Raw genomic sequence first — 25,096 nt, 5'->3', positions numbered from 1 at the left:
CACTTTATTTTTACAAGTGTTAAAAATATATTTTTTATTCAAAAAAAAGAAACCAAAAACATTTTTTGGTTTCTTTTTCTCTATTTTACCAATCTTGTGGTTCGTAATTTAAGTCTGAAAATAGTCGTTTTTTCTCTTTTTTCGATAAATCTCTCCACTGTCCGACTGGTAAATTATTCAACTCAATATTCATAATTCTCGTACGTTTTAACGTGTATACTTGATAACCTAAAGCTTCACACATACGGCGAATTTGACGATTCAATCCTTGTGTTAAAATAATTTGGAACTCATATTTTGATAACTGTGTTACTTCACATGGAAGAGTTTTTGTATCTAAAATTTTAACCCCTGCTGCCATTTTCTCTAAAAACTCCGGTGTAATCGGCTTATCTACTGAAACGATATATTCTTTCTCATGCTTGTTTTCAGCACGTAAAATCTCATTAACAATATCGCCATCATTCGTTAACAAAATTAAGCCGTCTGAGTCTTTATCAAGACGTCCAATATGACTAATTCGTAAAGGATGATTCACTAAATCGATAATATTACCTTTTACTGCTTTTTCACTTGTACATGTAATACCTACTGGTTTATTTAAAGCTATATACACATGGTCTCGAGCAATACGAAGTTGCTCTCCATTTACTCGTACGTCATCACCTGGATTTACTTGGTCACCAATTTTTGCAACCTTACCGTTAATAATTACTCTTCTCTCATTAATTAACTTATCTGCTCCACGTCGAGACGCTTTTCCAGCTTCACTAATAAATTTATTTATACGCAAGTTAGGCACATCCTTTTCATAAAAAATTTCAAGCTCACACTGCTTCTACCCTACAATACAAAAGGGTAAGCCTCCTATTATAACTTAAATATATTAACATGAAAGGGTATATGGCGTCTTCACTTAATTACATGTTTACACGAAAATAATTGGTCCTCTTTTCCTTTTCACCTCAAACTGTTTAGCAGTCAATAGATTAACCCTTGAATATAACATCATTTATTTACTTTTTTCATAGATAATATACCGATATAAGTTGGATTAATAATGCCTAAATAACTCACAATATGTGAAAAATAAAAAAGAACCCTTTTGAAAATAATCAAAATGGATCCTTCTTCAGCTAAAATAATACTAGTTTTTATACAAAAGGGTTTTTAATAATTATAACCTTTAATTGAAAACATCATTCAATATCGTTCAACAAACAAAGTAATCTCAAAAGCCCCTAATTTTTTATGCTTCAATATTTTCTTCACATACTCCAAAAAGAAGCCCTTGATTATCTATACAATAAGCAAAGTAACCCATATTAGGAATAGCAGTTTTAGGTACAACTACTTGCCCACCATTTTCAGTAACTTTCTTTATGTACTCATCAACTGAAGGTACTTCAATCGAATTAGTCGTCCTAGTAGCACCATCAGGTGATTTCATTAATCCACCATCGATACCAGGTCTATCACTCTCACCTGTAATTATGAACCAATAGTCATGTGGCCCAAGCATTTTTTCAAACTTCCATCCAAAACTATTTGTATAAAATTGAATAGCTTCTTCAGGGTTTGGGACTTGCAATTCAAATCTTAAAACTTTACTCATTTAAATACCCCCTCTTGTTCTTGTACAAAACAATTATACAAGAACAAACGTTCCATTTCAACTTTATCTAAACCAGCTACTTTAACAAGTTCTAACTTTATTTCGAAGCGGCAACAGACCATTCTTCCTTCCTAATAACTTTCTTTCCATTTATATTTTCAACATACTCATTTACATTTGCTAACTGATATAACTCAGGAAAAATTTCTTTCATATAACGTTCATGTACTATTTCATCTTGCCAATAAGTTAATACTATGTAACGATTTTCATTCTTTAAAGACTTCCCTACAACTCCACCTAATATCCCTTTTTCATTTTCCATTCCTTTATTCCAAATTGTTTCTTGCGTATGTAAAAAATTCTTTTCTTTTCCTTCTTTCACATCGCAAATTGCAACTCTTACAAATGACCCTTGTGCAATTACGTCTTTCAAAGGAGTTTCTGTTATATCATACAACGTTTGAAACATTTCAATATTACAGGAAATATATGTGCCTTCTTGATTACTATTTAAAAAAATTGTATCATGAGCATCATTCATGAATGATTGATATGCATTTCTATCTTCCCATAAAGTATATACACACGCTTCTTCTTCATTCCACCCACCAAATTGTCCATGGAATCCGTCTAAATACTGTAAATCACGCCATTTTTCTTGTGCATCAGAAAACAATTCCCTTTTCTCTTCTTCCACCTTGCAAAATATTGTTTTTAATAGCATTTCTAATCCCCCTTATGATACGGTTCATTTCCTTCTTGCAACAATTTGTTTACATAATAAAATTATGTAAACAAATTGTATCTGCTGTTATACTCAATACACAAATAACCATTTTTAGTCACTCTAAATCTATCAAACCACTAAATTGATTTTATTTCAAATAATTCGGAATTTAAAGGGGGTGTAATCCTATACGGATTACATCTCACTCTTAACTCACTTACATATTTACTATTTCAAAATAAAAAATGATTGCATTTCACTAATTGTATATCTATAATATTTTTATTGATTCTATACACAATCAATACGTTTAAGTTTTGAATTTTATAATTCGGATGAACCATTCAGGAGAAGATCTATTGATCTACCGACGGGGCAAGAAGTTGTTAAACGAACTTTGAAACTCTCAGGTCTTGGTTACAAGTAGAACTGCATGGGGACGAATCTCTGGAGAGACTCCCTCTCGCTTTTGTATAGCGCGGAGGAAAACGAGCACCGAAGGAGCAAATCCGCTACTTTAGCGGATAATCTCTCAGGTAAAAGGACAGAGACAAGCGAAAGAAAATGCCGATTTATATCGGTTTATTTTTCTATCCCTTGTTTCTCCAGAGACCATTTCATTTACTTGAAGTGGTTTTTATTTTTTCTAAAAAAAGGAGAATAAAGATGGAGACAGTAAGTAAAGTATTAGAACAAATGAATCATTATGTGTGGGGATTACCGACTTTATTGCTACTAGTCGGAACTGGAATCATTCTCACAGTGCGTCTAAAAGGTTTACAGTTTAGTAAACTATTATACGCTCATAAACTTGCATTTAAAAAATCAGAAGATACATCTTCTTCTGGAGATATTAGTCACTTCCAGGCGCTCATGACAGCTATGGCTGCAACGATTGGTATGGGAAATATAGCAGGTGTTGCAACAGCTGTTACTATTGGTGGTCCTGGTGCAATCTTTTGGATGTGGATTACTGCTTTGTTCGGTATGGCAACAAAGTATGCCGAGGCAATTCTTGCGGTGAAATACCGTGTTAGTAATGAAAATGGTGAATACTCAGGTGGACCAATGTATTATTTAGAGCGTGGCTTAGGTAAGAAATGGCTTGCTGTTTTATTCGCTATATTCGGTACAACTGCTTCTTTCGGTATCGGTAATATGGTGCAATCTAACTCAGTTGCAGAGGCAATGCGAATTAATTTCTCTTTCCCCCCTGCTTTAACTGGTATATTAATGTCATTTTTAATCGCTATTGTCATTTTAGGCGGTGTAAAAAAAATCGGGAAAGTGACAGGATTTATCGTTCCTATTAAAGCTTTCTTTTATATAATTGCTGGTCTTATTATTATTTTCTATCACTTTGATCAAATTCCAGAAGCATTTTCACTTATTTTTTCTGGTGCATTTCAAGGTACAGCTGCTGCTGGTGGTTTTATTGGAGCAACAGTTGCATCAGCTATTCAAATCGGAATGGCGCGCGGTGTATTTGCGAACGAAGCTGGTTTAGGAAGTGCTCCTATTGCTGCGGCTGCTGCCAAAACAGATTCACCTGCAAAACAAGCTTTAGTTTCTATGACTGGTACTTTTCTAGATACATTTATTGTATGTACAATTACGGGGCTAGTATTAATTACTACAGGCGCATGGAAATCAGGTAAAACTGGTGTTGAAGCTACAACATTAGCATTCCAATCCGTATTCGGTACTGCTGGTAGTATGATTCTCGGTATCGCCATTATATTATTCGCCTACTCTACTATTTTAGGTTGGTCGTATTACGGAGAGAAGTGTGTTGCTTATTTATTTGGACAAGGTGCTGTACGATATTATAAAGCAATCTTTATCGTTATGATTGCTATTGGTGCTAATTTAAAATTAGGTGTTGTATGGACATTTGCAGATATCGCAAATGGGCTTATGGCGATACCAAACTTAATTGGTCTTATTGGATTAAGTGGTGTAGTTGTCGCTGAAACAAATCGGTTTTTACAAGCAGAGAAATTAAAAAAAAGCAATAAAAAACAGGCAAGTTAATGTTTGCTTGAAATAAAGTCAGTTCAAATTTCATTACAAATATCGATTGTATATAGAATAAACCCACACATTTTGAAACATGATTGTTCAAAATATGTGGGTTTTAATTATTATCCACTTAAACAAACACAACTGTTAGTTTAAGAATATGCCTTCATGATTAACATAAATAACGCTTTCTTTAAACAGTATAACTTTATTTTAAAGCCACAGTTAATCTATCAAAAAAAGAATGACTCATATATAATGAGCATTCCTTTTTCAAACTATATTATTCCCCATCCTTCTGAACCATATGTAAATAAAGTACAAAATCCATCATAGTCGAGGAATGACCAAGTTGACGAATCATCGCTGTTATATTCCCTCTATGATATGTACCATGATTTACGACGTGTTGTACTAGCTCTAAAATTGAAGTTTCTAATTTCCCTACATAAGGGTTCTCAATAACAAATACAGCATTTACTTCTTTTAGTGTACTTAGAAATTCTTTATACTGATTGGCCATATTTATAAACATTTTTTCTAATTCATGTAACGACTTTGCTTCGACTTGTTTTTGTAGTTTTTCACGATCTTGTATTGCCTCACTCATACTTTTACCATGTAATATGTGTAACCATACGTGATCAGTAATATAAATATGTGCAAAAGTATCCTTAATTGATGGAAATACACTCTGAACCTTTTCGTTGAAGATTATCTCATAATTTGGTAGCTCTTTTAATCGATTGAATAAGCGTGTATTAGCCCATACATGATAATCAAACTGTTTTAACATGTAATCTTTCAATTTACATCGCCTCCTTATTGTATGAAACGAATGTTTTGTTTCTTCATTTCCGATTCTCTATCAGCTTTTACAATCCCTTTTTCATTAATTTCATGTTTATTTATAGTTTTATATTTTACGTACGTATGAAATTCCGTTTTAAATGGAAACGGTGTAATTCGAATTGTTTCTTCATCCACCCAATCAGCTCGAATAGGTTTCTCATCCTTACTATTAAAGATTTCTGTTCCTTCAAAACCATCTTTAAACAAATCAATTTCATTTTTCTTTTTTACACCAGGCTTATTCATGCATACATATAAAGAAAGTTCATCACAAAACTTTAATAACCTATAATGTTTATCGAACATCGCAAATTGTTCTTTTGTTAACGTTTTCAATATTCTTTTTTGTCGTCCCAATTCCCCTGTATAAAATGACATCATCTCTTCGTCTTCCTCATTTAATGGAAACGATAAAAAATGTTTACTACAAAGTAACGCCCCGTATGGATTTGACTCTTCAATTGCATTCAAACCAATCGTATAAAAAACAAAGCGTAATGAACTTGGACAATCCATAAATGTATATGGAATATTTTTAGCATCATTCAAAATTGGTACTTTATCAAGCTCTATCCATCCTCTATCATGTTCGTATATTGCATCAATTGTCTCTTTTAAGTATGTTTTATCTTCAAAAATATCTTCTTTTATATGGCTTGCAATCTCACCAGCTAAAAAACCATGATCATGTTGACGAATTAATATACTTTCTTTCTCATTCTTTTCACGAAAAATCATCCGTATACTCCCCCCTCATCTTCATATTATAGCTTGTCGTATGCATCAATTCTTAATAAATCCCTTTAATTTGCAGGGATTCAGTTTCTTTCAACGAAATTAACATAAATATACAGCATTCTTTCTAATCACAAAGTTAGCTTTATCTTTACTAACCATTATACTAAAACATTCATTCTAAAAAATTTTTTATGAGGTGAAAACATGAACAAAACAGAATTAATTAAAAACGTGGCACAATCAGCTGATATTTCTCAAAAGGAAGCTTCTGCAGCTGTACAATCCGTATTTGACACAATTGCTACTGCATTACAATCTGGCGATAAAGTTCAACTAATCGGCTTTGGAACTTTTGAAGTGCGTGAAAGATCTGCTCGTACAGGGCGTAATCCGCAAACTGGAGAAGAAATTCAGATTGCTGCTGGTAAAGTTCCAGCATTTAAAGCAGGTAAAGAATTAAAAGAAGCTGTAAAATAAACAAGAAACCAGCCATTTTATAGGCTGGTTTCTTGTTTATTTCTTATTTAAGCAGTTCCTGTATATTCTCTGCATGATACACTTCACAAATATAAAATATACATTTGCAGTTCCTTACAATTTGATATTTTCTAGTTGGATAAACATTCGCTGAAACAGAACATCCATCAAACAATTCAATAATATTTCCAGATGGCTGATATCCTTCATATAATACGTTTCTTCTTACTTCCATCTTTTCTATAAGTTTTTCAACTGGAATATTTCCATCCTCTAATTCTTGCTTTATAGTATGTGGTAAAAACGAAGTGTCTGCAAAAATTAGATTTTCAGATAACACCTTACCTTTATAACTAACATTAGATACGCGGTAAAGAAATGTTCCGTTTTTATCAAAGAAATTTTTTGCTTCTTTCGGAATGTACTGTCTATCAATTACCTCTTGTTCTAGAACATCAAATTGAACTGTATCATTCAAAAGCTTTTCTAAAGCAAGAATAGATGATGTATCTCCAGAAAATAAAATATTTTTAATTGCTTGTACATTATAAGTTAATTCGCTTTTTCTATTTTCCGCCACTAACATGAGGAACACCTCTTCTATAAAATATTTTATTAAATTGATTTATAATTTAATAGCGATACCGCGTCTAACTGCGTAATTTCAGTTACTTCTTTACTAAATATTGCAATGGAAGCCATATAATCTAAACTAGGTCTTACATCTTCCATCACTGTATTTTCTGCTAACTCTTGTCTATCTTTAAAAATTAACAATTTTGGAGGGTCATTTGGAGCTGATACTGTAATTTCTACTGGTGGGATCAATAGTCCTTCACCTGTCGCTTTCAGCACTGCTTCTTTTCGAGTCCAATATGTTAAAAATCCTTCTAGTCGCTGCTCATCAGGTAACTTCATAACTTGTGCTATTTCAATGTCTGTTAATACGCCCTCTGCCATTTTCATAACATCTACATTTGGATTCATTTGCTCAACATCAACACCCACAGGTGCAGATTTAGTAAATGCAACAACAACCCACTCACCCGAATGTGAGACTGATATTTGCGGCATACCTTCTGGTAACTGTGGTCTGCCATGTTGTAATTTACATACTGGGCACATTCGATCAATTGGCACTTGAACTGGCGACATAGAAAGTACCTTTCCAAGTACTAATCTACTAATTACGCAACCTATTATAAAACGCGCACGGTCTGCCGAATGATGATATGAATTTGCTTTCTCTTTCTCTACATCATTTAGTAAATTGTAATGCCATGATTGTAAATCTGAAATTCTTGCCCACCATATTTGACAACTATTCTCATTAAGAGTTGGTACAGAATCTACAACTTTACTCTCTATCATGTAAACTCTCTCCTTTTAAATGCCAATATTACTTTATTTCAAAAGAGTATTAGCATGCTGCAACTCATTCATTTACAACTTCTTTCTCTTTTTGTAATACAGATAACGGCTTTTTATTCTTCTTTGACATTACCTCTTTATCGGAAATACGTAAAGAAAATAGTAATGCTACAAGTAAAAATACCGCTGATCCAATTAATGCCGCTTGATATGGTAAGAAATCTGATTGTGCATTATTCTGTACGTTATTACTTCCAAAACCAGATAGTATACTAGCTAAAACAGCAACTCCTATTGCAGATCCTAATCGGTTTTGCACATTGAATATAGTAGTTGCTCTCCCCATAGAAGGTGGTGCAATATTGTTAAAAGCAGAAAATTGAACCGCACCGACAGATTGACCTAAGAAAATACCAATGCCAAACAATAGTGCCCGAATTTGCCATGGATTCGTATCATGATTTACAAAACTTAATAAAACAAATATAACCGCCGTACTTACTAATCCAATAGAGATTACCTTTCGAGCTCCTAATTTCTTATATGACCATGGCACAATCTGTGAAGAAATCATTAATCCAATCGCCTCCGGGAATGTCGTAAGACCTGATTCCAGCGCGGAAACCCCTATTACATTTTGATACATAAGCGGAAAAATAAATAGCATTCCTAGTAAACCAGCAGATGAAAACAAAGATATGAGACTCATTTTTCTAAAAACTGGTTCTTTTAATAAGCGTAAATCTAACATCGGTTGCTTTACTTTCAGTTCTACAATTATAAACAATGTAATGAATACAATCCCAGCTATCCCAGTACTTATTATTTCTGGAGAAATCCAACCTTTTGCCGGACCTTGACTGAGTGCATAGATGAGCATTGCAAAACCTGGTGCTGAAAGAATAAAACCGAGAGAATCAAAACGACCAGCTGATTTTTCAATGTGCTCTGCTAAAAATAGAAGTCCAAATAGCAAGGCAATGATACCAAACGGCAAATTAATATAAAATGCCCAGCGCCAAGACATTTGATCTACAAAGAAACCACCAATAATTGGTCCAATCGCTGGTGCTACAGCAATTGGAAGTACAATAAATCGAGAAATTTTTGGTCTTTCCTCTGGTGAAAATGTTCGGAATAGCATCGCCATCCCGACTGGTGTTAAAAGCCCACCACCAGCACCTTGAATGATACGAAAAATGTTTAATGAAGTAATATCATTAGCAATTCCACATAATGCAGATGCAATTGTAAAAACGAAAAGGGCAGTTAAAAATACTTTTTTCGTACCAAAGCGATCGCCTAACCAACCAGAAATCGGAAGAAAAACAGCTAAGCTAACTAAATACCCAACATTTACTGTCCCCATTGCAGACGGGGGCACTTGTAGTTCTTTACTTATCGTTTGCAGTGCTACATTCACAATCGTTGCATCCATCGCAGCCATAAACATCGCTGTTATATAAACGATGCTTACAACTACTTTTGGATTTATTTTTGCTTTCATTATTGTTTTCCTACTAATATTTTTTCGCTAATTTGATTTTTTTTCGGATCTAAATCGTTCCAGTTAACTTCAACGTATTCTAAGCAAACTTGTCTGTTAGCTTCTTCATGTACGACATTCCAACCAATAGGTACATCGAGGAAAGCAGGCCAGAGAGAATACTGGCCCTCCTCATTCATTAATACTTTATATGTGTAATTATCATTTTCAAACGGATTCGTCATACTTTACTTACCCCTTTCTTATTCTGCAAATATTTCGCTAATACTTGTCCAATTTCTGTAAGTGGACCTGGTTGACATAAATCTTTATGTCTACAATCAATATCATACTGCACGATTTCCCCGTCTAAATAATTTAGCCACGTATTTGGAGAAATAGGATCAAACCAGTCTGGTATAACAGTAGATCTAAAGAATAAAATATCCCCGTTATAAACTTTCGGTACGTATTTCCCTAACAACCCTACCGAATTTACATATGTTTCTTTCAAGTTCAAAATAGTCTCTTCTTCAAGACTTGCTAATGCACTTCCATCTTTGCGAAGTATTGCAACCGCACTTTCCATAGTAAGTGGTTTACCATCCATGTTATCTGGATCATATCCACCTAAAGCAAGTAATGCGATTAACGCTTCTTCTTCAGTAGGTGCTTCCGTATTCGGTAAGAAGTGACCAGGATACGAATCAAGCATAACGAGTAATTCTACTTCTTCCCCTTCATTTTGTAGTTGCGCTGCCATTGCATGAACAACATTTCCTCCAAGCGACCAACCGAGTAAACGATACGGTCCGTGAGGCTGTACTTCACGAACGTGTTTCAAATAATCCGCCGCCATCTCCTCTAAGCTTTTTGGAAGTTCTTCGTTTTCAGCGATACCACGTGCTTGTACACCATAGATTGGATAATCTGTTCCTAAAGATTTCATAAGTCCTGCATAGCACCAACTTAATCCACCCGCTGGATGTGCACAAAATAGTGGTAATTGATCTCCGCTTGCTCGTAATGGAAGCAACACATCAAGTGCACTTTGACCATTCCCCATTTCAAGTCTTTCAGCAAGCCCTGCAACAGTAGGTGCTGCAAATAAAGTTCCGATATTTAGTTCCACTCCAAGTGCCTCTTTAATGCGACTCATAAGCTGTACTGCAAGAAGTGAATGACCACCAAGATCAAAGAATCCGTCATCAATTCCAATTTGAGACACACTTAAAACTTCTGTAAACAAGTCACATAACATTTCTTCTTGCGGTGTTCTTGGTCCGCGGCTAGAAGATGATGCAATAAATTCTGGAGCTGGCAATGCCTTTCTATCTAATTTACCGTTTGGAGTTAAAGGTAACTCATTTACTACTACAAAAGCGTAGGGAACCATGTAATCTGGTAAACTACCACCAGCATGCTGACGCATTTCATTCGTATCAATCGTTTCATTATTTGATGCGACGATATAAGAAACTAATCGTTTATCCCCTGGTTGATCCTCCCGTACAATAACAGCTACTTGTTCAACTTTAGGATGTTTCATTATTACCGCTTCTATTTCCCCTAATTCAATTCGGAATCCACGAATTTTAATTTGATGATCTGCACGTCCTATATAATCTAACGTCCCATCTTGACGCCAGCGCGCTAGGTCTCCTGTACGATACATTCTTGTACCTGGCTTACCAAATGGATCTGCGATAAAACGTTCAGCAGTTAATCCTACTCTTCCTAAATATCCACGAGCCAGTCCTGCACCTGCAACATACATTTCTCCAACTACTCCAGGTGGCATCGGTTGTAAATAGTTATCTAATACGTATACTTTAAGATCCGGTATACTGCACCCGATTAAACTATTTGCCCGTAAAGAGACGATGCTCTCATCTAATTCAATATAACTAACATGTACCGTCGTCTCCGTTATACCGTACATATTAATAAGCTTCGGTGAGTTATGAGGATGACGACTATACCAATCTTCTAATCGACTTAGTTCAAGTGCTTCTCCTCCAAACACAACATATCGTAAAGATAATTTTTGACCAATCTCTTCATTTTCACGATCGGCTTGCATCAATTGATAGAACGCTGATGGAGTTTGGTTTAAAACAGTCACCTTTTCCTTAACAAGCAGTTGTAAAAATTCTTTCGGCGAGCGACTTACAGTATGTGGTACTACGACTAGACGCCCTCCATATAATAAAGGTCCCCAAATTTCCCAAACTGAGAAATCAAAAGCGTATGAATGGAACATCGTCCACACATCGTCTGCGTCAAATTGGAACCAATGATCAGTTGTTCCTAAAAGTCTTACTACATTTTGATGAGGTATCATAACGCCTTTCGGTCTACCTGTTGAGCCTGACGTATAAATAACGTAAGCAATATGTGAAGGAGATAACGGCTTAATGCGCTCCATTTCATCAATATTGTCTTCACTATATTTCTCAATTTCTTCTATTACGTTCACATCATCAACTAAAATCTTTAGTGCCTCTTCACATTCAATTTCCACATCTGAATTTGTTAAAATACATGATGGTTTCGCATCGTGTAGCATAAATGAGATACGATCTGACGGATAATCCGGATCTAACGGAAGGTATCCCGCACCAGCTTTAAGAACAGCAAGTAAGCTTACAACCATATTTAAAGATCTCGGCATCGCTAAAGCAACGAGTTGATCAGGACCGATTCCTTTCGCTATTAACAAACGAGCTATTTTATTCGCTTTTCTATTTAGCTCTTCATAAGTTAGCTTTTCATCTTCAAAGACGACAGCAATAGAATTTGGATTTACATGAGCCTGCTTTTCAAATAATTGTGGCAATGTCATTTCAGGTACAATTTGAAAACCACCATTCCACTTTTCTAAAACTGTATTTCGCTCTGCTAAAGTTAATATTTCTAATCTACCAATTGATTGATCAGGATGTTTCGCTGCATCATCTAATAACAGAATGAATCGTTCTATTAGTTTTTGAACCGTTTCACGTTTATATAAATCGGCACTAAACTCTAGTAATCCGTGTAAGCCTTTTGAAGTCCCATCAACTCCGTTACTCTCGCTAATTTCAAATGTTAAATCAAATTTTGCAGAGCCAACACTTTGAATTTCAAGGTTCGCTTCTAAATCTGGAACATCAAACGTTGCTTCTGGCGTATTTTGGAAAGCTAACATAACTTGAAACAGCGGATGACTATTTCGAGTTCGTACTGGGTTTAACACTTCAACAAGTCGTTCAAATGGAACATCTTGATTTTCATAAGCTGCAAGATTTACCTGTTTCACTCTATTTAATAATTCTTTAAAACTTGGATCTCCTGATGTATTTGTACGTAACACTAATGTATTTACAAATAAACCAACTATATTTGATAGCGCATCGTCATTTCTTCCGGCAATTGGACTTCCAATTGGTATATCAGTACCAGCACCTAATCTCGTAAATAGCGCACTTAGTCCTCCTTGCAACACCATAAACAAACTAACTCCATTTTTACGAGCAAGCTCTACTAACCTACTATGCATACCTTCATCTATATGAAAATGAATTGTTTCCCCGCGATAACTCGTTTCAATTGGACGCTGATAATCTGTAGGTAACTCTATTTGATCTGGCAAACCTTTTAGCTCTTCTTTCCAAAAATCTAATTGTGTTGAAATAAGACTTTCTGGTGTAGTTGCATCACCTAATAGTTGCTGTTGCCAAAGTGAATAATCTGCGTATTGTATTGGAAGTGTCTCCAGCTGAACTTTGTCACCTTGACATCGTGCTTTATAAGCCGCTGTAAAGTCTCTCGTTAACGGTTGTAATGACCATCCATCTCCTACAATATGATGTAAAAGAATTAGTAATACATGCTCATTTTCACTTGCTTTAAAAAGTTGTAAACGAACTGCTGGCTCAACATCAAGGTTAAAGCTATATTTTACCGCCTCTGAAAGTACACTTTCTAATTCATCCTTACCTGTTTTTGTTATGGTCATTTTTAGATTCAATTTATCCATTTCTAGAATTCTTTGATATGAACTACCAAGTGAATTCGGGAAAATCGTTCTAAGTGTTTCATGTTTTTCAACAACATCATAAAAGGCACCTTGCAGTGCTTCCTCGTTCAATTCTCCTGACATACGAATGACTAACGGAATATTATAAGTAGGACTTGGACCCTCTAAACAATTTAAGAACCATAACCTGCGCTGTGCAAATGAAAGTGGAACTTCATTTGGTCTACTTACTTTCTTAATAGCTGGTCTTGCGCTTTTTGCATGATCCAATTGTTTCGCTAATTCAGCAACAGTTGGTAATTCAAATAGTTTTCCGATTCCTAATTCTACACTTAACGTTTCACGAATTCTTGCCATTAAACGAGATGCAAGAAGCGAATGGCCACCCATTTCAAAGAAATTATCATCTATACTAATTCGTGAAACACCAAGTACCTCAGCAAATAAATCACATAATATTTCTTCTTTCGGATTTCTAGCAACTCTCTCATTGTTCATTCCATTAAAATCAGGAGCAGGTAATTTCTTTCTATCAACCTTACCATTTGGCGTTAATGGTAATTCTTCTAGCACAACAAATGCCGATGGTACCATATAATTCGCTAAACTTTCTGAAACATAAGAACGAATTTCCGAAAGATTAATTGGTTCCTTCTCTTCGGCAACGATATACGCAATGATTCGTTTATCATTTGGGCGATCTTCTCGTACCATTACTACCGCTTGTTGAATATTTTCATGTCGTTGTAATACCGTTTCAATTTCAGCTAATTCAATTCGGAAACCGCGAATTTTAATTTGATGATCTGCGCGACTAATGTACTCTAACACACCATCCTTACGCCATTTCACAAGATCACCTGTGCGATACATACGTGCTCCAGCTTTTCCATAAGGATTTGCAACAAACCGTTCAGCTGTTAACTCCGGTTTTCCTAAATATCCGTTCGCAAGCCCTTCCCCTGCAATATATAATTCACCTATAACTCCAGGTGGAACTGGTTGTAACCCTGCATCCAATACATATACTTCTGTATTCCAAATTGGCTTTCCAATAGGAGGTATACCACTTTCACTTTCATCAATGTTCATGTAAGTAGACCAAATTGTCGTTTCAGTTGGTCCATATAAGTTACTTATAGAGCAACCTAATTCTTTTAATTTATTTGCTAAATGTGCTGGTAGAGCTTCACCACCAACGAGTACGTTTAGCTCTTGTAGCCGCTCTGGATATTCAGTTACTAACGCCTGCCAGAGCGTCGGTGTAGCTTGCATAATTGTCACTCTTTCTTCTTGTAAAAGTGTCGTTAATGCAGAAGGCTCTTGGATTACTTCTTTTTGAGCAATTGTTATACTTGCACCACTAATAAGAGGTAAATATATTTCTAGAGCAGAAATATCAAACGCAAACGTTGTAACTGCTAATAAATGATCCTTTTCATTTAATGAAAACGTATGTTGCATAGCCAATAAGAAGTTACTTAAACCTTTCATAGAAACAATTACACCTTTTGGATTTCCTGTTGATCCTGAAGTGTAAATTGTATACGCTGGGTTTAAAAGTGATTCATTATTTTTAAATGATATATTCATATGAGAATATGTTTTTAACGCTATTTTCGTTTCTTCGCTATCTAATATGATTTTTTTAATATCATTTTCTATAACTAAAGTAGATGAAACAGATGAATGTGTTATGATACAAACCGGATTTGCATCATTTACTATATAATTAATTCGCTCGGCTGGGTATTCTGGATCTATTGGTAAATATGCTGCACCTGCCTTTAGAACTGCTAACATACTAACTACCATTTCTATTGATCGTGGAAATACTAAGGCTACAAACTGATTTGCTTGTATTCCTTCTTCTACTAAATAGTTTGCAAGTTCATTCGCTCGTTCATTTAGCTCTTTATACGTAAGTTTTATCCCGTTACAAGTAACTGCTATATTATTTGGATTTTTTTGTACTTGTTTTTCAAATAATATAGGTAGATTAATTAGCTCTTCAGCTCTCTTAGTTTCATTCCATTCCAATAAAACTTTATGATTTTCTTCAGGAAGAGTAATGTTTATTTTTCCAATCGGCTCGTCTTTGTGATAATTATTTATCACTAATTCTAATAGATTCATAAATCTTTCTTTATGCAATGCTAGTTCCGTATCGCTATATACTTCCGGATTCGCATCAAAATGAATCATTAGCTCATTTTCATCGAAGCGCTTATATACATTTATCGATAAATCATCGACAGGTCCTGCTGATAAATTATGTGTAATGCCACGATTTCCAGCAAAGTTAAGCCCGTAATCAAAAGGCATAACATTCACTAACGGCCCAAATAACCTTTGATTTTCACCTAGTAACTTTAAGTCTCTTCTTAATTCCTCATGACGATATTTATGATGACGACGTATATCTCGAATTTCTTCAGAAACTTGCTGTATTAATTCTGCAAAAGTTATATTTGGAGTTAACTTTAGACGAAGTGGAACTAAATTCATTACCATGCTTGGTGTATGAATAGATACAGAACCAAGACGCCCCATCATCGGTAAACCTAAAACAATATCATTTGCACCTGTTAATTTATGCATATAAATACTTGTTACAGCTACAACAAATTCGGGCCAACTCGTTAACGAAATATTGATATCTTCTAGTAACGTTTTCGTACTAGAATTTGATAAATAAGCAGTTTCTCGTGAAAATCCATTTGATGTTCTCGGCGCTCGTTCTGCTAAATTTACAACTTCCGGTTCATCTGCAAACTTCTCTAACCAAAAAGTACGATCTTTCTGAAATTGTTTAGATTCACGATACTCATTATCTTCTTGTACAATTTTTGCAAGAGAGCCAAATGGCTTTTCATTCTTGTTTGTTTCTTCTATAAGTGATGTATACTCATTCGCTACCTTTTGGCTAAGAAGTGAAAATCCATAGCCATCCATCACAATGTGATGGATGCGCTGATACCAAAAGAAACGATTATTTTCAATTTGAATAAGTGCTTCAGTAAATAATTTATCCTCTGTTAAATCCACGGGCATAGATAAATCATTTTTCATCCATACCTTAGCAGCTTCTTCAGGATTTTCCTCTTTACGAACGTCAATAAAATGCATATGAAACTTTGACGATTCCTCAATAACTTGCCATGGGCCAATTTCATCCTCTTCGAAACGAACATGAAGTGCTTCTGCTTCTGTTATAACTTTACATACAGCTAACTCGAAAATTTCTTGATTAATATTTCCGTTTATTTCTATATATTCCCCAGTATTATAAATCGGATTAAGCGGATCTAATTGTTGCGCAAACCACATACCAGACTGCGCAGATGATAACGAATGACGAATCTTTTGACTGTTAGGCATTCTTTACTACCCCTTTATTATGTAGTCTATTTGTTACAGCACCTGTGCTGTTTGTGAAGATAGTAAACGGTACCAATCATCAACAGTTGGACGTTCTGCTAAATCTGCAAAAGTGATTTCTTTCCCTTCGCGACGCCACTTCTCTACTAAACTCATAATTCTGACCGAATCAAGTCCTCTATTTAATAAATCTTCATCAATTTCAATACTCTCTATTGGCTCACGAAGTAGTTGTGCAACTAGTTCATGCACTTCCTGTAAAGTGATCCCTTCACCGTCATCACCTTTTAAACTTTGTAAATCTTTTAACAGTAAGTTGCTTGATGTCGTTACTGCACATCTATTAGATGCATACTGCAATGCTTGTTTATGATGCTCTAGTGAAAAATCAGCAACTGCATCTGCTACAAAAAATGGCTCTATACCATCCATAAATGCTTCACAAGCTGTTAAAAGGCAGCCAATATGCGCATAAATACCGCAAATAATAAGTTGATCTCTTCCTTGTTCATTTAAAATTTCTAATAGATTCGTCTTTTTAAATGCACTATATCTCCATTTTGTTAGGAATATATCATCCTCATCTGGAGTAAGTTCATCGACAATTTTCTTTTTATTCGGTCCAGCAGGAATACCGTCACCCCAAAAGTCTTGTAATAGCCCTCGTTGTTCTAACGTTTGTCCACCAGGTTGTGCTGTATAAACAACCGGTATACCAAGTTCCTTACATCTTTCTCTTATCACCTTAATATTTGAAATTAGTTCTACTTTTGGCGATTCTTTATCGCTATATGCATCAAGAAAATATTCTTGCATGTCGTGGATTAGAAGAACTGCACGTTTCGGATCCGGTGTCCAATTCACTTTATTTTTTGGTAGTTCTGATTCAACTGGCATTTTATATACTGAAATAGATGGGATAGCCATCTAATCACTTCCTTCCGATTTTTATTATTGTTTTACTGTAATAAGTTTTTCAGCAATGACTTTACGTAATTCTTTTTTGCTTACTTTTCCAACACCTGTTTGTGGGAATGATTCAATAAATTCAATTCGATCTGGAATCTTATAAGCTGCTATACCACGTTCTCTTAAGAACATTTTTAATTCGTTTGCAGTTAGGACTTGTCCACGAGCGATAACAAAAGCGCAAGTGCGTTCTCCTAAATAATCGTCAGGCATAGATACAATTGCTACATCATGTACTGCCTCGTGTGCTAAAAGATGATTTTCAACTTCTTCCGCAGCAACTTTCTCACCACCACGGTTAATTTGATCTTTATCTCTTCCTTCTACAATGATGTAACCTTGTTCATTTACTTTTACAAGATCACCTGTGCGATAAAAACCATCTTCTGTAAATGATCTTACATTATGCTCTTCCGCTTTATAATAGCCACGAATTGTATATGGTCCTCTTGTTAATAAACTACCTACTTCACCAGGCTTAACATCATTATCATTTTCATCAACAACTCGAACTTCATCAAATGTAGACATCGGTCTACCTTGTGTATGAATAATGATTTCTTCTGGATCATCTAGTCTTGTGTAATTTACTAACCCTTCCGCCATACCAAATACTTGTTGTAACGTACATCCGAATGTAGGGCGTATTCGCTTTGCAACTTCAGCGCTAAATTTCGCTCCACCTACTTGAAGCACTTGTAGGCTCGATAAATCGTTGGTACGCGAATCAACTGCATCAAGCCAAATCATTGCTAATGGTGGAACGAGCGCTGTAATCGTAACTTTTTCTTTTTCGATAAGAGCAAATGCCTCATCTGGACTACCTCCAGTTGCCAATACTACTTTTCCACCCGCGTAGAACGTTCCAAAAGTTCCTGGAGAACTCATCGGGTAATTGTGTGCTACTGGAAGCACTGCCATATAGACGCTTTCTGCATTCAAATTACAAGTTTCAGCGCTAACACGTAAACTATAAATATAGTCATCATGTGTTCTAGGAATTAATTTAGAAAGCCCTGTTGTCCCTCCTGATAATTGGAGAAACGCAACATCACTTGGCTGAACTTCTGGTAATGGAACCGGATCCATATAAAGATTATTTATGTTCACAAATTCTTCTTCTTCCCCCACTACGATTACATGTTGTAAGGTTGGAACCTTCTCTTTCACTTCTCTTGCTAGTTTTCGATAATCAAATCCGAGTGCCTTATCTGAAATAACGTAAGCGCTCGCCTCACCAAACTCACAAAAATAACTAATTTCACTGCTTCGATGTGAAGGTAGCGCAAAAACAGGAAGCGCTCCAATTCGAAATAGTGCAAAACATATTTCGAAAAACTCTATAACATTGGGTAGCTGAAGAACAACTCGGTCCTCTTGCTTTATTCCTAAATTCAATAAACCTGCAGCTAAGCGATCTACCTTTTTATCAAGTTCACTATACGTTATATGTGTATTACTACTTACAATCGCAATTTCATCTCCATGCTTTTCAGCGCGTTCTCTTAACATCGCACCAAATGTCTCTCCAAGCCAACAACCTTCTTCTCGATAACGGTCTACTAATTCTTTTGGCCATTCCGTATAACCTGTTAACATTCTTTCTTCCCCCTACTTTTCATTCAATGAATTATCACTTAACCCTAAAGCTTTTAACATTGTTTGAAATTTAGCTGATGTCTCCGCTAACTCCTCTTCTGGTTTTGATTCAGCAACAACTCCAGCTCCTGCAAATAATCGAAGTGTATTTTTTTGCACTTCAGCACATCGAATTGTAACAATCCATTCGCCATCTCCATTTAGATCGCTCCACCCTAACATGCCTGTAAAGAATTCACGGTCAAATGGCTCAATTTGTTGAATAGCCTCTCTCGCTTCTTCCATTGGAGTTCCGCAAACTGCTGGCGTAGGATGAAGAGCAATTGCTAATTCTAAAGAAGAAGTATTTGGATCCTTAAGTTCACCTTTCACTTCTGTAGACAAATGCCACATTGCTTCACTATGAATAACTGATGGTTTTTCCGGAACATGTAATGTATGACAATATGGAAGAAGTGCAGCGGCAACCGCTTCAACTACTACCGCATGTTCATGTAAATCTTTTGGAGAAGAAAGTAATTCTTCTGCTCTTCTTTTATCTTCTGCTGGATCATCACTACGTGGTCTTGAACCAGCTAACGGATTAGAAATTACTTGCATACCATGACGTGAAACAAGTAATTCAGGGCTTGCTCCAATTAACGTCTTACTTTTCTCGTTTTCATCTTTCGGTAAATTAACAGCAAATGTGTAGCCGTGCTTATTATGTTCTGCTAATTCACGAAGAAGCTTTTGTTTATCAATTACCTCTGAAGATTTAACATCCAACGATCTAGATAGCACGATTTTCTTTAAATCTCCGTCCTGAATTTTTGCTATTCCTTGCTTCACACCATTCATGTAAACTTCAGGCTCTGGAACTGGTGTCATTTCAAATGCCAGTTTCTCATTTTGTTTTATCTCATTTGTTTTTTCTAACTGTAAACGCTCAGTAATTCTGCAATATTCTGGTACAATAAGTTGAACTTCTTTTCTACGATCAAATGGCAAAGCTCCTACAACGATAGGATTTGGATTTCCATCCTGTTTGGCATTACTTAATACCGCCTTTACAAGCTCTGGAAAACTTTCGATTTCACTATGTTTTACTGTAGTAAACTCTCCTTCTGCCAATATCGTTCGATTTGGTGAAGCAAAAAAGAATGAAGATTCAGTCTTATAATCTTCTAAAAGTTTTTCTGACAGTTCCTTTACGGCTGTAAGTTCATTCATAGTATAATAACCTCCTGAATTTTTTATTAAGCTCCTAATGTAGCTCCGCCATCTACACATAAATTGTGCATTGTAATATGACTTGCTTTATCTGAAGCTAAAAACAATACTGCTTCAGCAATTTCTGAAGGTTGTGCAATTTTTTGTAAAGGAATTCCGAGTCTATATGTATTTTGAGAACCAGCAATTATATTTTTAGCTCCATTCTCATCAGCCCATAGTAATCTTTGCATTTCAGTTTCAGTAGAACCCGGAGAAACTAAGTTACAACGAATATTGTATGCTGCAAGTTCTAATCCTAAACACTTCATGAACATCGTCGTTGCAGCTTTTGATGCAGCATACGCAGCCATCTCCATTCTCGGAGTATTTGCTGCATTTGAACCAACTGTAACAATTGCCCCTGACTTCCTTAACATCATATGTTTACTTACTGCTCGGGACATATAGAAAACTCCTGTAGTATTTACAGAGAATGTTTTATTCCATTCTTCGTCACTTAAAGAATGAATCGCTCCCATACGTAGAACCCCTGCAACATTTACTAATATATCTATTGGCGCTATATCATTTTCAATTCGTTCTACTACCTCTTCAACAGCGACACTATCACTCACATCTAAATAAAACGTCTTAATACGACTTTCATTTGATGCATAATGATTTAAAAACATATTAAGCCCTTCTGCATTTTGATCAACCGCAATAACTGTAGCTCCTCTTTCTAAAAACATTTTTGCTACAACACTACCTATACCTTGAGCGGCACCTGTTACTAAAACGGTTTTTCCATCAAATTCCCCTAAGTTCATTTCCTCTATCCTCTCATATAAAAATTAATCTCATTAAACAACATAAACGATAATGATTTTCATTATCAATTATGATGTAAAAAATAATACACTTACTAAACTAATTGGTCAAGTGTGTTTTCTATTACTTAATTATAGAAAAGGAAACAAAACCAATCTATTGATAATGATTTTCATTTTCTGTATCTACATCGAAATGATAATGTTTCTCAATATACTTGTCAATCTTTTTTTATTTTTCAGATAAAATTTTTTTTACGTTTCCATGTAATGCTTCATCTTTAAGCATTACATAGTACTTTAAATAAAAATTTAATCTATAATTTCTTATCATCTTTTTTGAAATTCCAAAAGAGAACCTGTAGATTTCTTCACCTACAATACTTTATCAAAAATTTAAGTTTTTCTTTTCTCAACATTTTTCTGAAAATATTTTATTTTTCATCTTGCATTTCTCAATGAATATCCTATATATAATCAAAGATTCTCATATATTATGCATCACTCAATAGTATTCCAATATAATCCAATTAGGTACTTACTGGCCCTTCCATTAGTAAAATTATGTAAATCATAAAGGCTGAGTAGAGAAAAACAATTAAAAATAGTTCATGAAGAAAAAAAGAAAGTGGTTCGTTATCCACTTTCCTTTCCTAATTTTATTATGTATCAGAAAAAAGTCCCCTATTTAATAGGGGACTTTTTAGTTATCATAGTGTTATAGATAATTTAAATATTTACGCTACGCTGCGATACTCTTCTTCTTTTTCTTTTTTCTGATTAGGTGCTTGAATTAAAATTGAGATAATGAATGACACGACACATAATACGCCGATCACCATAAAGGTTGGTTTGAATCCACCTAGAAGTGCACCGATAAAGGAACCTGCAAGCGCTCCAAATCCAAATCCTTGATACACAATTCCGTAGTTCTTACTATGGTTTTTCATACCGAAGAAATCACCAACAATAGCTGGGAAAATAGTGATATTTCCACCAAAGCAAAACGCTACACTTGCTACACAGACGAAGTAGATACCATAATTTAAATCTACGAAACTTAGAACCAAGACTGAAGTCGCCATAGCAACAAAAGTACCAGTAACGATTTTTAAACGGCCGATTTTATCTGATAACGGTCCTAGAATGATACGACCCAATGTATTGAAGATTGCAACCATAGCCACCGCATTAGCTGCTGTTGCTGCGCTAAGCCCTACAAGTTGAACACCGATGTCTTTTACCATGCCAATTAAGTATAAGCCACTCATACATGATGTAAATAACATAATAAATAATAAGTATACTTGTTTTGTGCCTAACATTTCTTTTGTTGTATATTCTTTAGTTTTTGTTTCCTGAACTGCACCTTGATCAGCAGCTTGATGGATTAAACAAGCGCCAATCACGATCATAGCTGTAACAATTAAACCCCAGTATATAAACGCTTGCGATACACCAACTGAATCAATCAACATTGCGTTTATGTATTTAAATATTAGGCTACCTGTACCATATGCAGAGACAGATATACCGGCGATTAAACCTTTACGCTCTGGAAACCACTTTATTAAATTGGATAGTGAAGTGATATATGCTGTACCATCTGCGTAACCTACAACAACTCCTGCTAGTACATAAAGCATTAATAATGAGGAAGCTTGTGAACTAAGTATTAATCCAAGTCCTAACGCTAGTCCAGCTATCATAATAAGTTTACGAAGTCCCCATTTTTCTTGCAATTTACTTGCAAACAAAGTTGAAAATGCTAAAGAAAGACTAGTAATTGAGAAAGTTATAGCAACAGCGTTAAGACTCCAACCGTATTTACTCACTAAGGGCTGATTGAATAAACTCCATGTATATATCGTTCCAAGCCCCATTTGTACTATGACTGTTCCAAGGACAACAAGCCATGGATTAACCGATGATTTTTTCATACCATCTCTCCTCCTCTTTCTATTTCAATGCTATTCGCTAAATATGCTTTTTTCATTTTCATTTTCGCCACCTCATTCGATTTAACAACTTCATTGTATAGGATGTTACCGATTATGTAAGCACTTACAAGACGGAGCGTCAAATATATGGAACCAGTTACATAAAACGAAGGGTGAAATACAAAAAAACTGTTTGTTAAATACGTAGCAGCTTTTATAATGTTTTGCATCAGTACGACCTACGGAGGCTTTTACATCTTCTTTTACAAAAAAATTATCGAATTATACCATGGCTGGACTTCAATATTTTGCTTATCCTATACAAACAAAAAACATCCTATTCTTATTTAACTCTTCAACGTTTATAACATGTTGCGTCTGTATTTCTTGATACAAATCATTTAATAGTCTTGTAATCTGGCTTCTCATTACAATGCTTGTAATCAAAAATTCCATCATTTATACATTTCCACTTCCGTATATCTTGTTTTCCTAACGAAACATACAGAATTACAACGTTTTTTTACAATTTTCTACATAAAAGTAGAAAATATATAATTTATTTACATAATGTTGCACTTTAATTTTTATTAAACAACAAATATTTTATTGATAAATAAAAACTAAACATTCACTAATATATCTATACGTGGTTTAATATATATAATAAACAAACATTTCTGACTTTTATAAGGAGGTACTATGAAAGCAAACGTAGGCGATACTATACTATTTCAACGAAATAACTTAAAGATCACAGCATCTGTACTAAAACTATACACTGAATCGGTCTTAGTTGAAGTTACAGATGTAAGCGGTGGTACTTTTGAATTTGACCGAACAATTGTAAATCATAAAAACTATAAAATTTTAAATGCAAATAAATAAAACAATACAAAATAGCCCCCGCTTAACAGCGGAGGCTATTTTGTATAATAACACTTCATTAATTTACATATCCTAAAACACTAACAATCTTACTTGCTTTTAAATTATTAATGTAATAATAAATTTCTAATCCTCTTCTTTCAGCTCTTAGCACTTTACCTTTCATTTTTGATAAATGCTGCGAAACAGTCGATTGAGGAATATTTAATATTTCTGTTAATTGCGTTACATTACAAGTTTTGCGTACACTTAATTCATTTACAATTTGTAATCGTATTGGATGCGCCATTATTTTTAAAATGTCCACATCTTCTTCAGTAACTAAACCTTTTTTTATCTCGCTCGTATATGTTGTCATAAGACATTCCCCTTTTGTTTGAATTCCTTTTTATTAAAATCTGCTTCTAAATAAAATGTAATCTCTAACATACAATTAAGACCCTTATATAGAAATAATAGGATTTTGATTATTTAAAAACAGCAATGCTATACAATTTTATTTATTTGGTACATATACATAATACAATTTCAATTTGTGCTGCATGTGAAGTTAGCGTAAATTTAGGATGAAGATTTTTCAAATAATTGAAACGCTTTTGGATACTATAGAATTCATTTAACTTTCTATAACTTTTTATTACAAAACTAAAAACAACTAGATGATTCTACCTATAACTATCCAGCTTTTTTAACACATGTTAGGCATTTGTATATACTATTGCAAAACACATTATTATTGAGGGGGAATTTATATGCCAACACCGTCACAAGAACAAGTTGAAGAAGCTCGTGAAACGTACGTCAGTCGTATTATTTTAGTTGGTGGTTCAGCTTTATTTTTAACAGGTGGTGTTATATCTGCAATTTCAGCCTTTAAAAGTTATAACCGTTTGGCAAATACGCCACCTTCTTCAAATGATTCATAATTGCATCGTTCATTCCTTTATATAATACAAATGCCGCCTCTACTATAGAGACGGCTT

The 25,096-nt window shown here is 34.7% G+C and carries 21 protein-coding genes and 1 riboswitch; of the genes, 4 read left to right on the top strand and 17 right to left on the bottom strand.

Annotated elements, in window-relative coordinates; translation table 11 throughout:
- Window positions 1-85: 85 nt before the first annotated feature.
- From NSQ47_RS06380 to NSQ47_RS06370, 3 genes are all read right to left on the bottom strand, one after another.
- Window positions 86-793, bottom strand: a complete 708-nt coding sequence (locus tag NSQ47_RS06380; RefSeq protein ID WP_341036387.1) for a pseudouridine synthase — start codon at window positions 791-793, stop codon at window positions 86-88.
- Window positions 794-1,249: 456 nt separating this feature from the next.
- Window positions 1,250-1,615: a VOC family protein gene (locus NSQ47_RS06375; RefSeq protein ID WP_002202077.1), complete on the bottom strand. Its 366-nt coding sequence runs from the start codon at window positions 1,613-1,615 to the stop codon at window positions 1,250-1,252.
- A 97-nt stretch (window positions 1,616-1,712) separates the two neighbouring features.
- Window positions 1,713-2,342, bottom strand: a complete 630-nt coding sequence (locus NSQ47_RS06370; RefSeq protein ID WP_341036386.1) for a DUF4937 domain-containing protein — start codon at window positions 2,340-2,342, stop codon at window positions 1,713-1,715.
- A 440-nt stretch (window positions 2,343-2,782) separates the two neighbouring features.
- Window positions 2,783-2,903, top strand: a riboswitch (glycine riboswitch).
- Between the two features lie 108 nt (window positions 2,904-3,011).
- Here NSQ47_RS06370 and NSQ47_RS06365 point away from each other — a divergent pair.
- Complete coding sequence (locus NSQ47_RS06365; RefSeq protein WP_340823670.1) at window positions 3,012-4,379, top strand: alanine/glycine:cation symporter family protein; 1,368 nt, start codon at window positions 3,012-3,014, stop codon at window positions 4,377-4,379.
- A gap of 271 nt (window positions 4,380-4,650) precedes the next feature.
- Here NSQ47_RS06365 and NSQ47_RS06360 read toward each other — a convergent pair whose 3' ends face one another.
- Both NSQ47_RS06360 and NSQ47_RS06355 read right to left on the bottom strand, forming a co-directional pair.
- Window positions 4,651-5,175, bottom strand: a complete 525-nt coding sequence (locus NSQ47_RS06360) for a DinB family protein (RefSeq protein WP_002157908.1) — start codon at window positions 5,173-5,175, stop codon at window positions 4,651-4,653.
- 14 nt (window positions 5,176-5,189) lie between these two features.
- Entirely contained in the window at window positions 5,190-5,957 is a 768-nt protein-coding gene (locus tag NSQ47_RS06355; protein WP_340823668.1) for a DUF3891 family protein, read from the bottom strand.
- 204 nt (window positions 5,958-6,161) lie between these two features.
- On the opposite strand from NSQ47_RS06355, the gene NSQ47_RS06350 reads away from it, so the two are divergent.
- Complete coding sequence (locus NSQ47_RS06350; RefSeq protein WP_002157910.1) at window positions 6,162-6,434, top strand: HU family DNA-binding protein; 273 nt, start codon at window positions 6,162-6,164, stop codon at window positions 6,432-6,434.
- A 43-nt stretch (window positions 6,435-6,477) separates the two neighbouring features.
- Here NSQ47_RS06350 and NSQ47_RS06345 read toward each other — a convergent pair whose 3' ends face one another.
- The 11 genes from NSQ47_RS06345 to NSQ47_RS06295 form a co-directional block, all read right to left on the bottom strand.
- Window positions 6,478-7,020, bottom strand: a complete 543-nt coding sequence (locus NSQ47_RS06345; RefSeq protein WP_078181582.1) for a chorismate pyruvate-lyase family protein — start codon at window positions 7,018-7,020, stop codon at window positions 6,478-6,480.
- Window positions 7,021-7,049: 29 nt separating this feature from the next.
- Window positions 7,050-7,805, bottom strand: coding sequence for a 4'-phosphopantetheinyl transferase Sfp (sfp, locus tag NSQ47_RS06340; RefSeq protein WP_340823664.1), 756 nt, complete (start codon window positions 7,803-7,805; stop codon window positions 7,050-7,052).
- 64 nt (window positions 7,806-7,869) lie between these two features.
- Window positions 7,870-9,312 carry an MDR family MFS transporter gene (locus NSQ47_RS06335; protein ID WP_340823661.1) on the bottom strand — a complete coding sequence of 481 codons (1,443 nt, stop codon included), beginning with the start codon at window positions 9,310-9,312 and terminating at the stop codon, window positions 7,870-7,872.
- Window positions 9,312-9,536: an MbtH family protein gene (locus tag NSQ47_RS06330; protein WP_098776332.1), complete on the bottom strand. Its 225-nt coding sequence runs from the start codon at window positions 9,534-9,536 to the stop codon at window positions 9,312-9,314. Before NSQ47_RS06330 ends, NSQ47_RS06335 begins: the two co-directional genes overlap by 1 nt.
- Window positions 9,533-16,693, bottom strand: a complete 7,161-nt coding sequence (locus tag NSQ47_RS06325; protein WP_341036384.1) for an amino acid adenylation domain-containing protein — start codon at window positions 16,691-16,693, stop codon at window positions 9,533-9,535. Before NSQ47_RS06325 ends, NSQ47_RS06330 begins: the two co-directional genes overlap by 4 nt.
- A gap of 33 nt (window positions 16,694-16,726) precedes the next feature.
- Window positions 16,727-17,620 carry an isochorismatase family protein gene (locus NSQ47_RS06320; RefSeq protein ID WP_341036383.1) on the bottom strand — a complete coding sequence of 298 codons (894 nt, stop codon included), beginning with the start codon at window positions 17,618-17,620 and terminating at the stop codon, window positions 16,727-16,729.
- A gap of 24 nt (window positions 17,621-17,644) precedes the next feature.
- The gene (locus NSQ47_RS06315; protein WP_341036381.1) at window positions 17,645-19,261 is read right to left on the bottom strand and encodes a (2,3-dihydroxybenzoyl)adenylate synthase; all 1,617 of its coding nucleotides are present in this window, start codon (window positions 19,259-19,261) and stop codon (window positions 17,645-17,647) included.
- 12 nt (window positions 19,262-19,273) lie between these two features.
- Complete coding sequence (dhbC, locus tag NSQ47_RS06310; protein ID WP_341036380.1) at window positions 19,274-20,473, bottom strand: isochorismate synthase DhbC; 1,200 nt, start codon at window positions 20,471-20,473, stop codon at window positions 19,274-19,276.
- Window positions 20,474-20,499: 26 nt separating this feature from the next.
- Window positions 20,500-21,285 carry a 2,3-dihydro-2,3-dihydroxybenzoate dehydrogenase gene (gene dhbA, locus NSQ47_RS06305; RefSeq protein ID WP_341036379.1) on the bottom strand — a complete coding sequence of 262 codons (786 nt, stop codon included), beginning with the start codon at window positions 21,283-21,285 and terminating at the stop codon, window positions 20,500-20,502.
- A gap of 737 nt (window positions 21,286-22,022) precedes the next feature.
- Window positions 22,023-23,225 (bottom strand): L-lactate MFS transporter, encoded by a 1,203-nt coding sequence (locus NSQ47_RS06300; protein ID WP_078174211.1) that lies wholly within the window; start codon window positions 23,223-23,225, stop codon window positions 22,023-22,025.
- Window positions 23,222-23,455: a hypothetical protein gene (locus NSQ47_RS06295; RefSeq protein ID WP_033710371.1), complete on the bottom strand. Its 234-nt coding sequence runs from the start codon at window positions 23,453-23,455 to the stop codon at window positions 23,222-23,224. The genes NSQ47_RS06300 and NSQ47_RS06295 overlap by 4 nt, the downstream gene beginning before the upstream one ends.
- A gap of 472 nt (window positions 23,456-23,927) precedes the next feature.
- On the opposite strand from NSQ47_RS06295, the gene NSQ47_RS06290 reads away from it, so the two are divergent.
- Entirely contained in the window at window positions 23,928-24,113 is a 186-nt protein-coding gene (locus NSQ47_RS06290; RefSeq protein WP_002012762.1) for a YkvS family protein, read from the top strand.
- Window positions 24,114-24,171: 58 nt separating this feature from the next.
- Here NSQ47_RS06290 and NSQ47_RS06285 read toward each other — a convergent pair whose 3' ends face one another.
- Complete coding sequence (locus NSQ47_RS06285) at window positions 24,172-24,471, bottom strand: ArsR/SmtB family transcription factor (RefSeq protein ID WP_002157922.1); 300 nt, start codon at window positions 24,469-24,471, stop codon at window positions 24,172-24,174.
- Window positions 24,472-24,865: 394 nt separating this feature from the next.
- On the opposite strand from NSQ47_RS06285, the gene NSQ47_RS06280 reads away from it, so the two are divergent.
- Window positions 24,866-25,039, top strand: a complete 174-nt coding sequence (locus tag NSQ47_RS06280) for a hypothetical protein (protein ID WP_002157923.1) — start codon at window positions 24,866-24,868, stop codon at window positions 25,037-25,039.
- Window positions 25,040-25,096 lie beyond the last annotated feature (57 nt).

Origin of the sequence: Bacillus sp. FSL R10-2780 (assembly GCF_038006125.1) — a bacterium.
In the GTDB taxonomy this organism is placed as follows: Bacteria; Bacillota; Bacilli; order Bacillales; family Bacillaceae_G; genus Bacillus_A; species Bacillus_A cereus_U.
The sequence above is the reverse complement of the archived record's forward strand: the minus strand, read 5'-3'. Positions and strand labels throughout refer to the sequence as shown.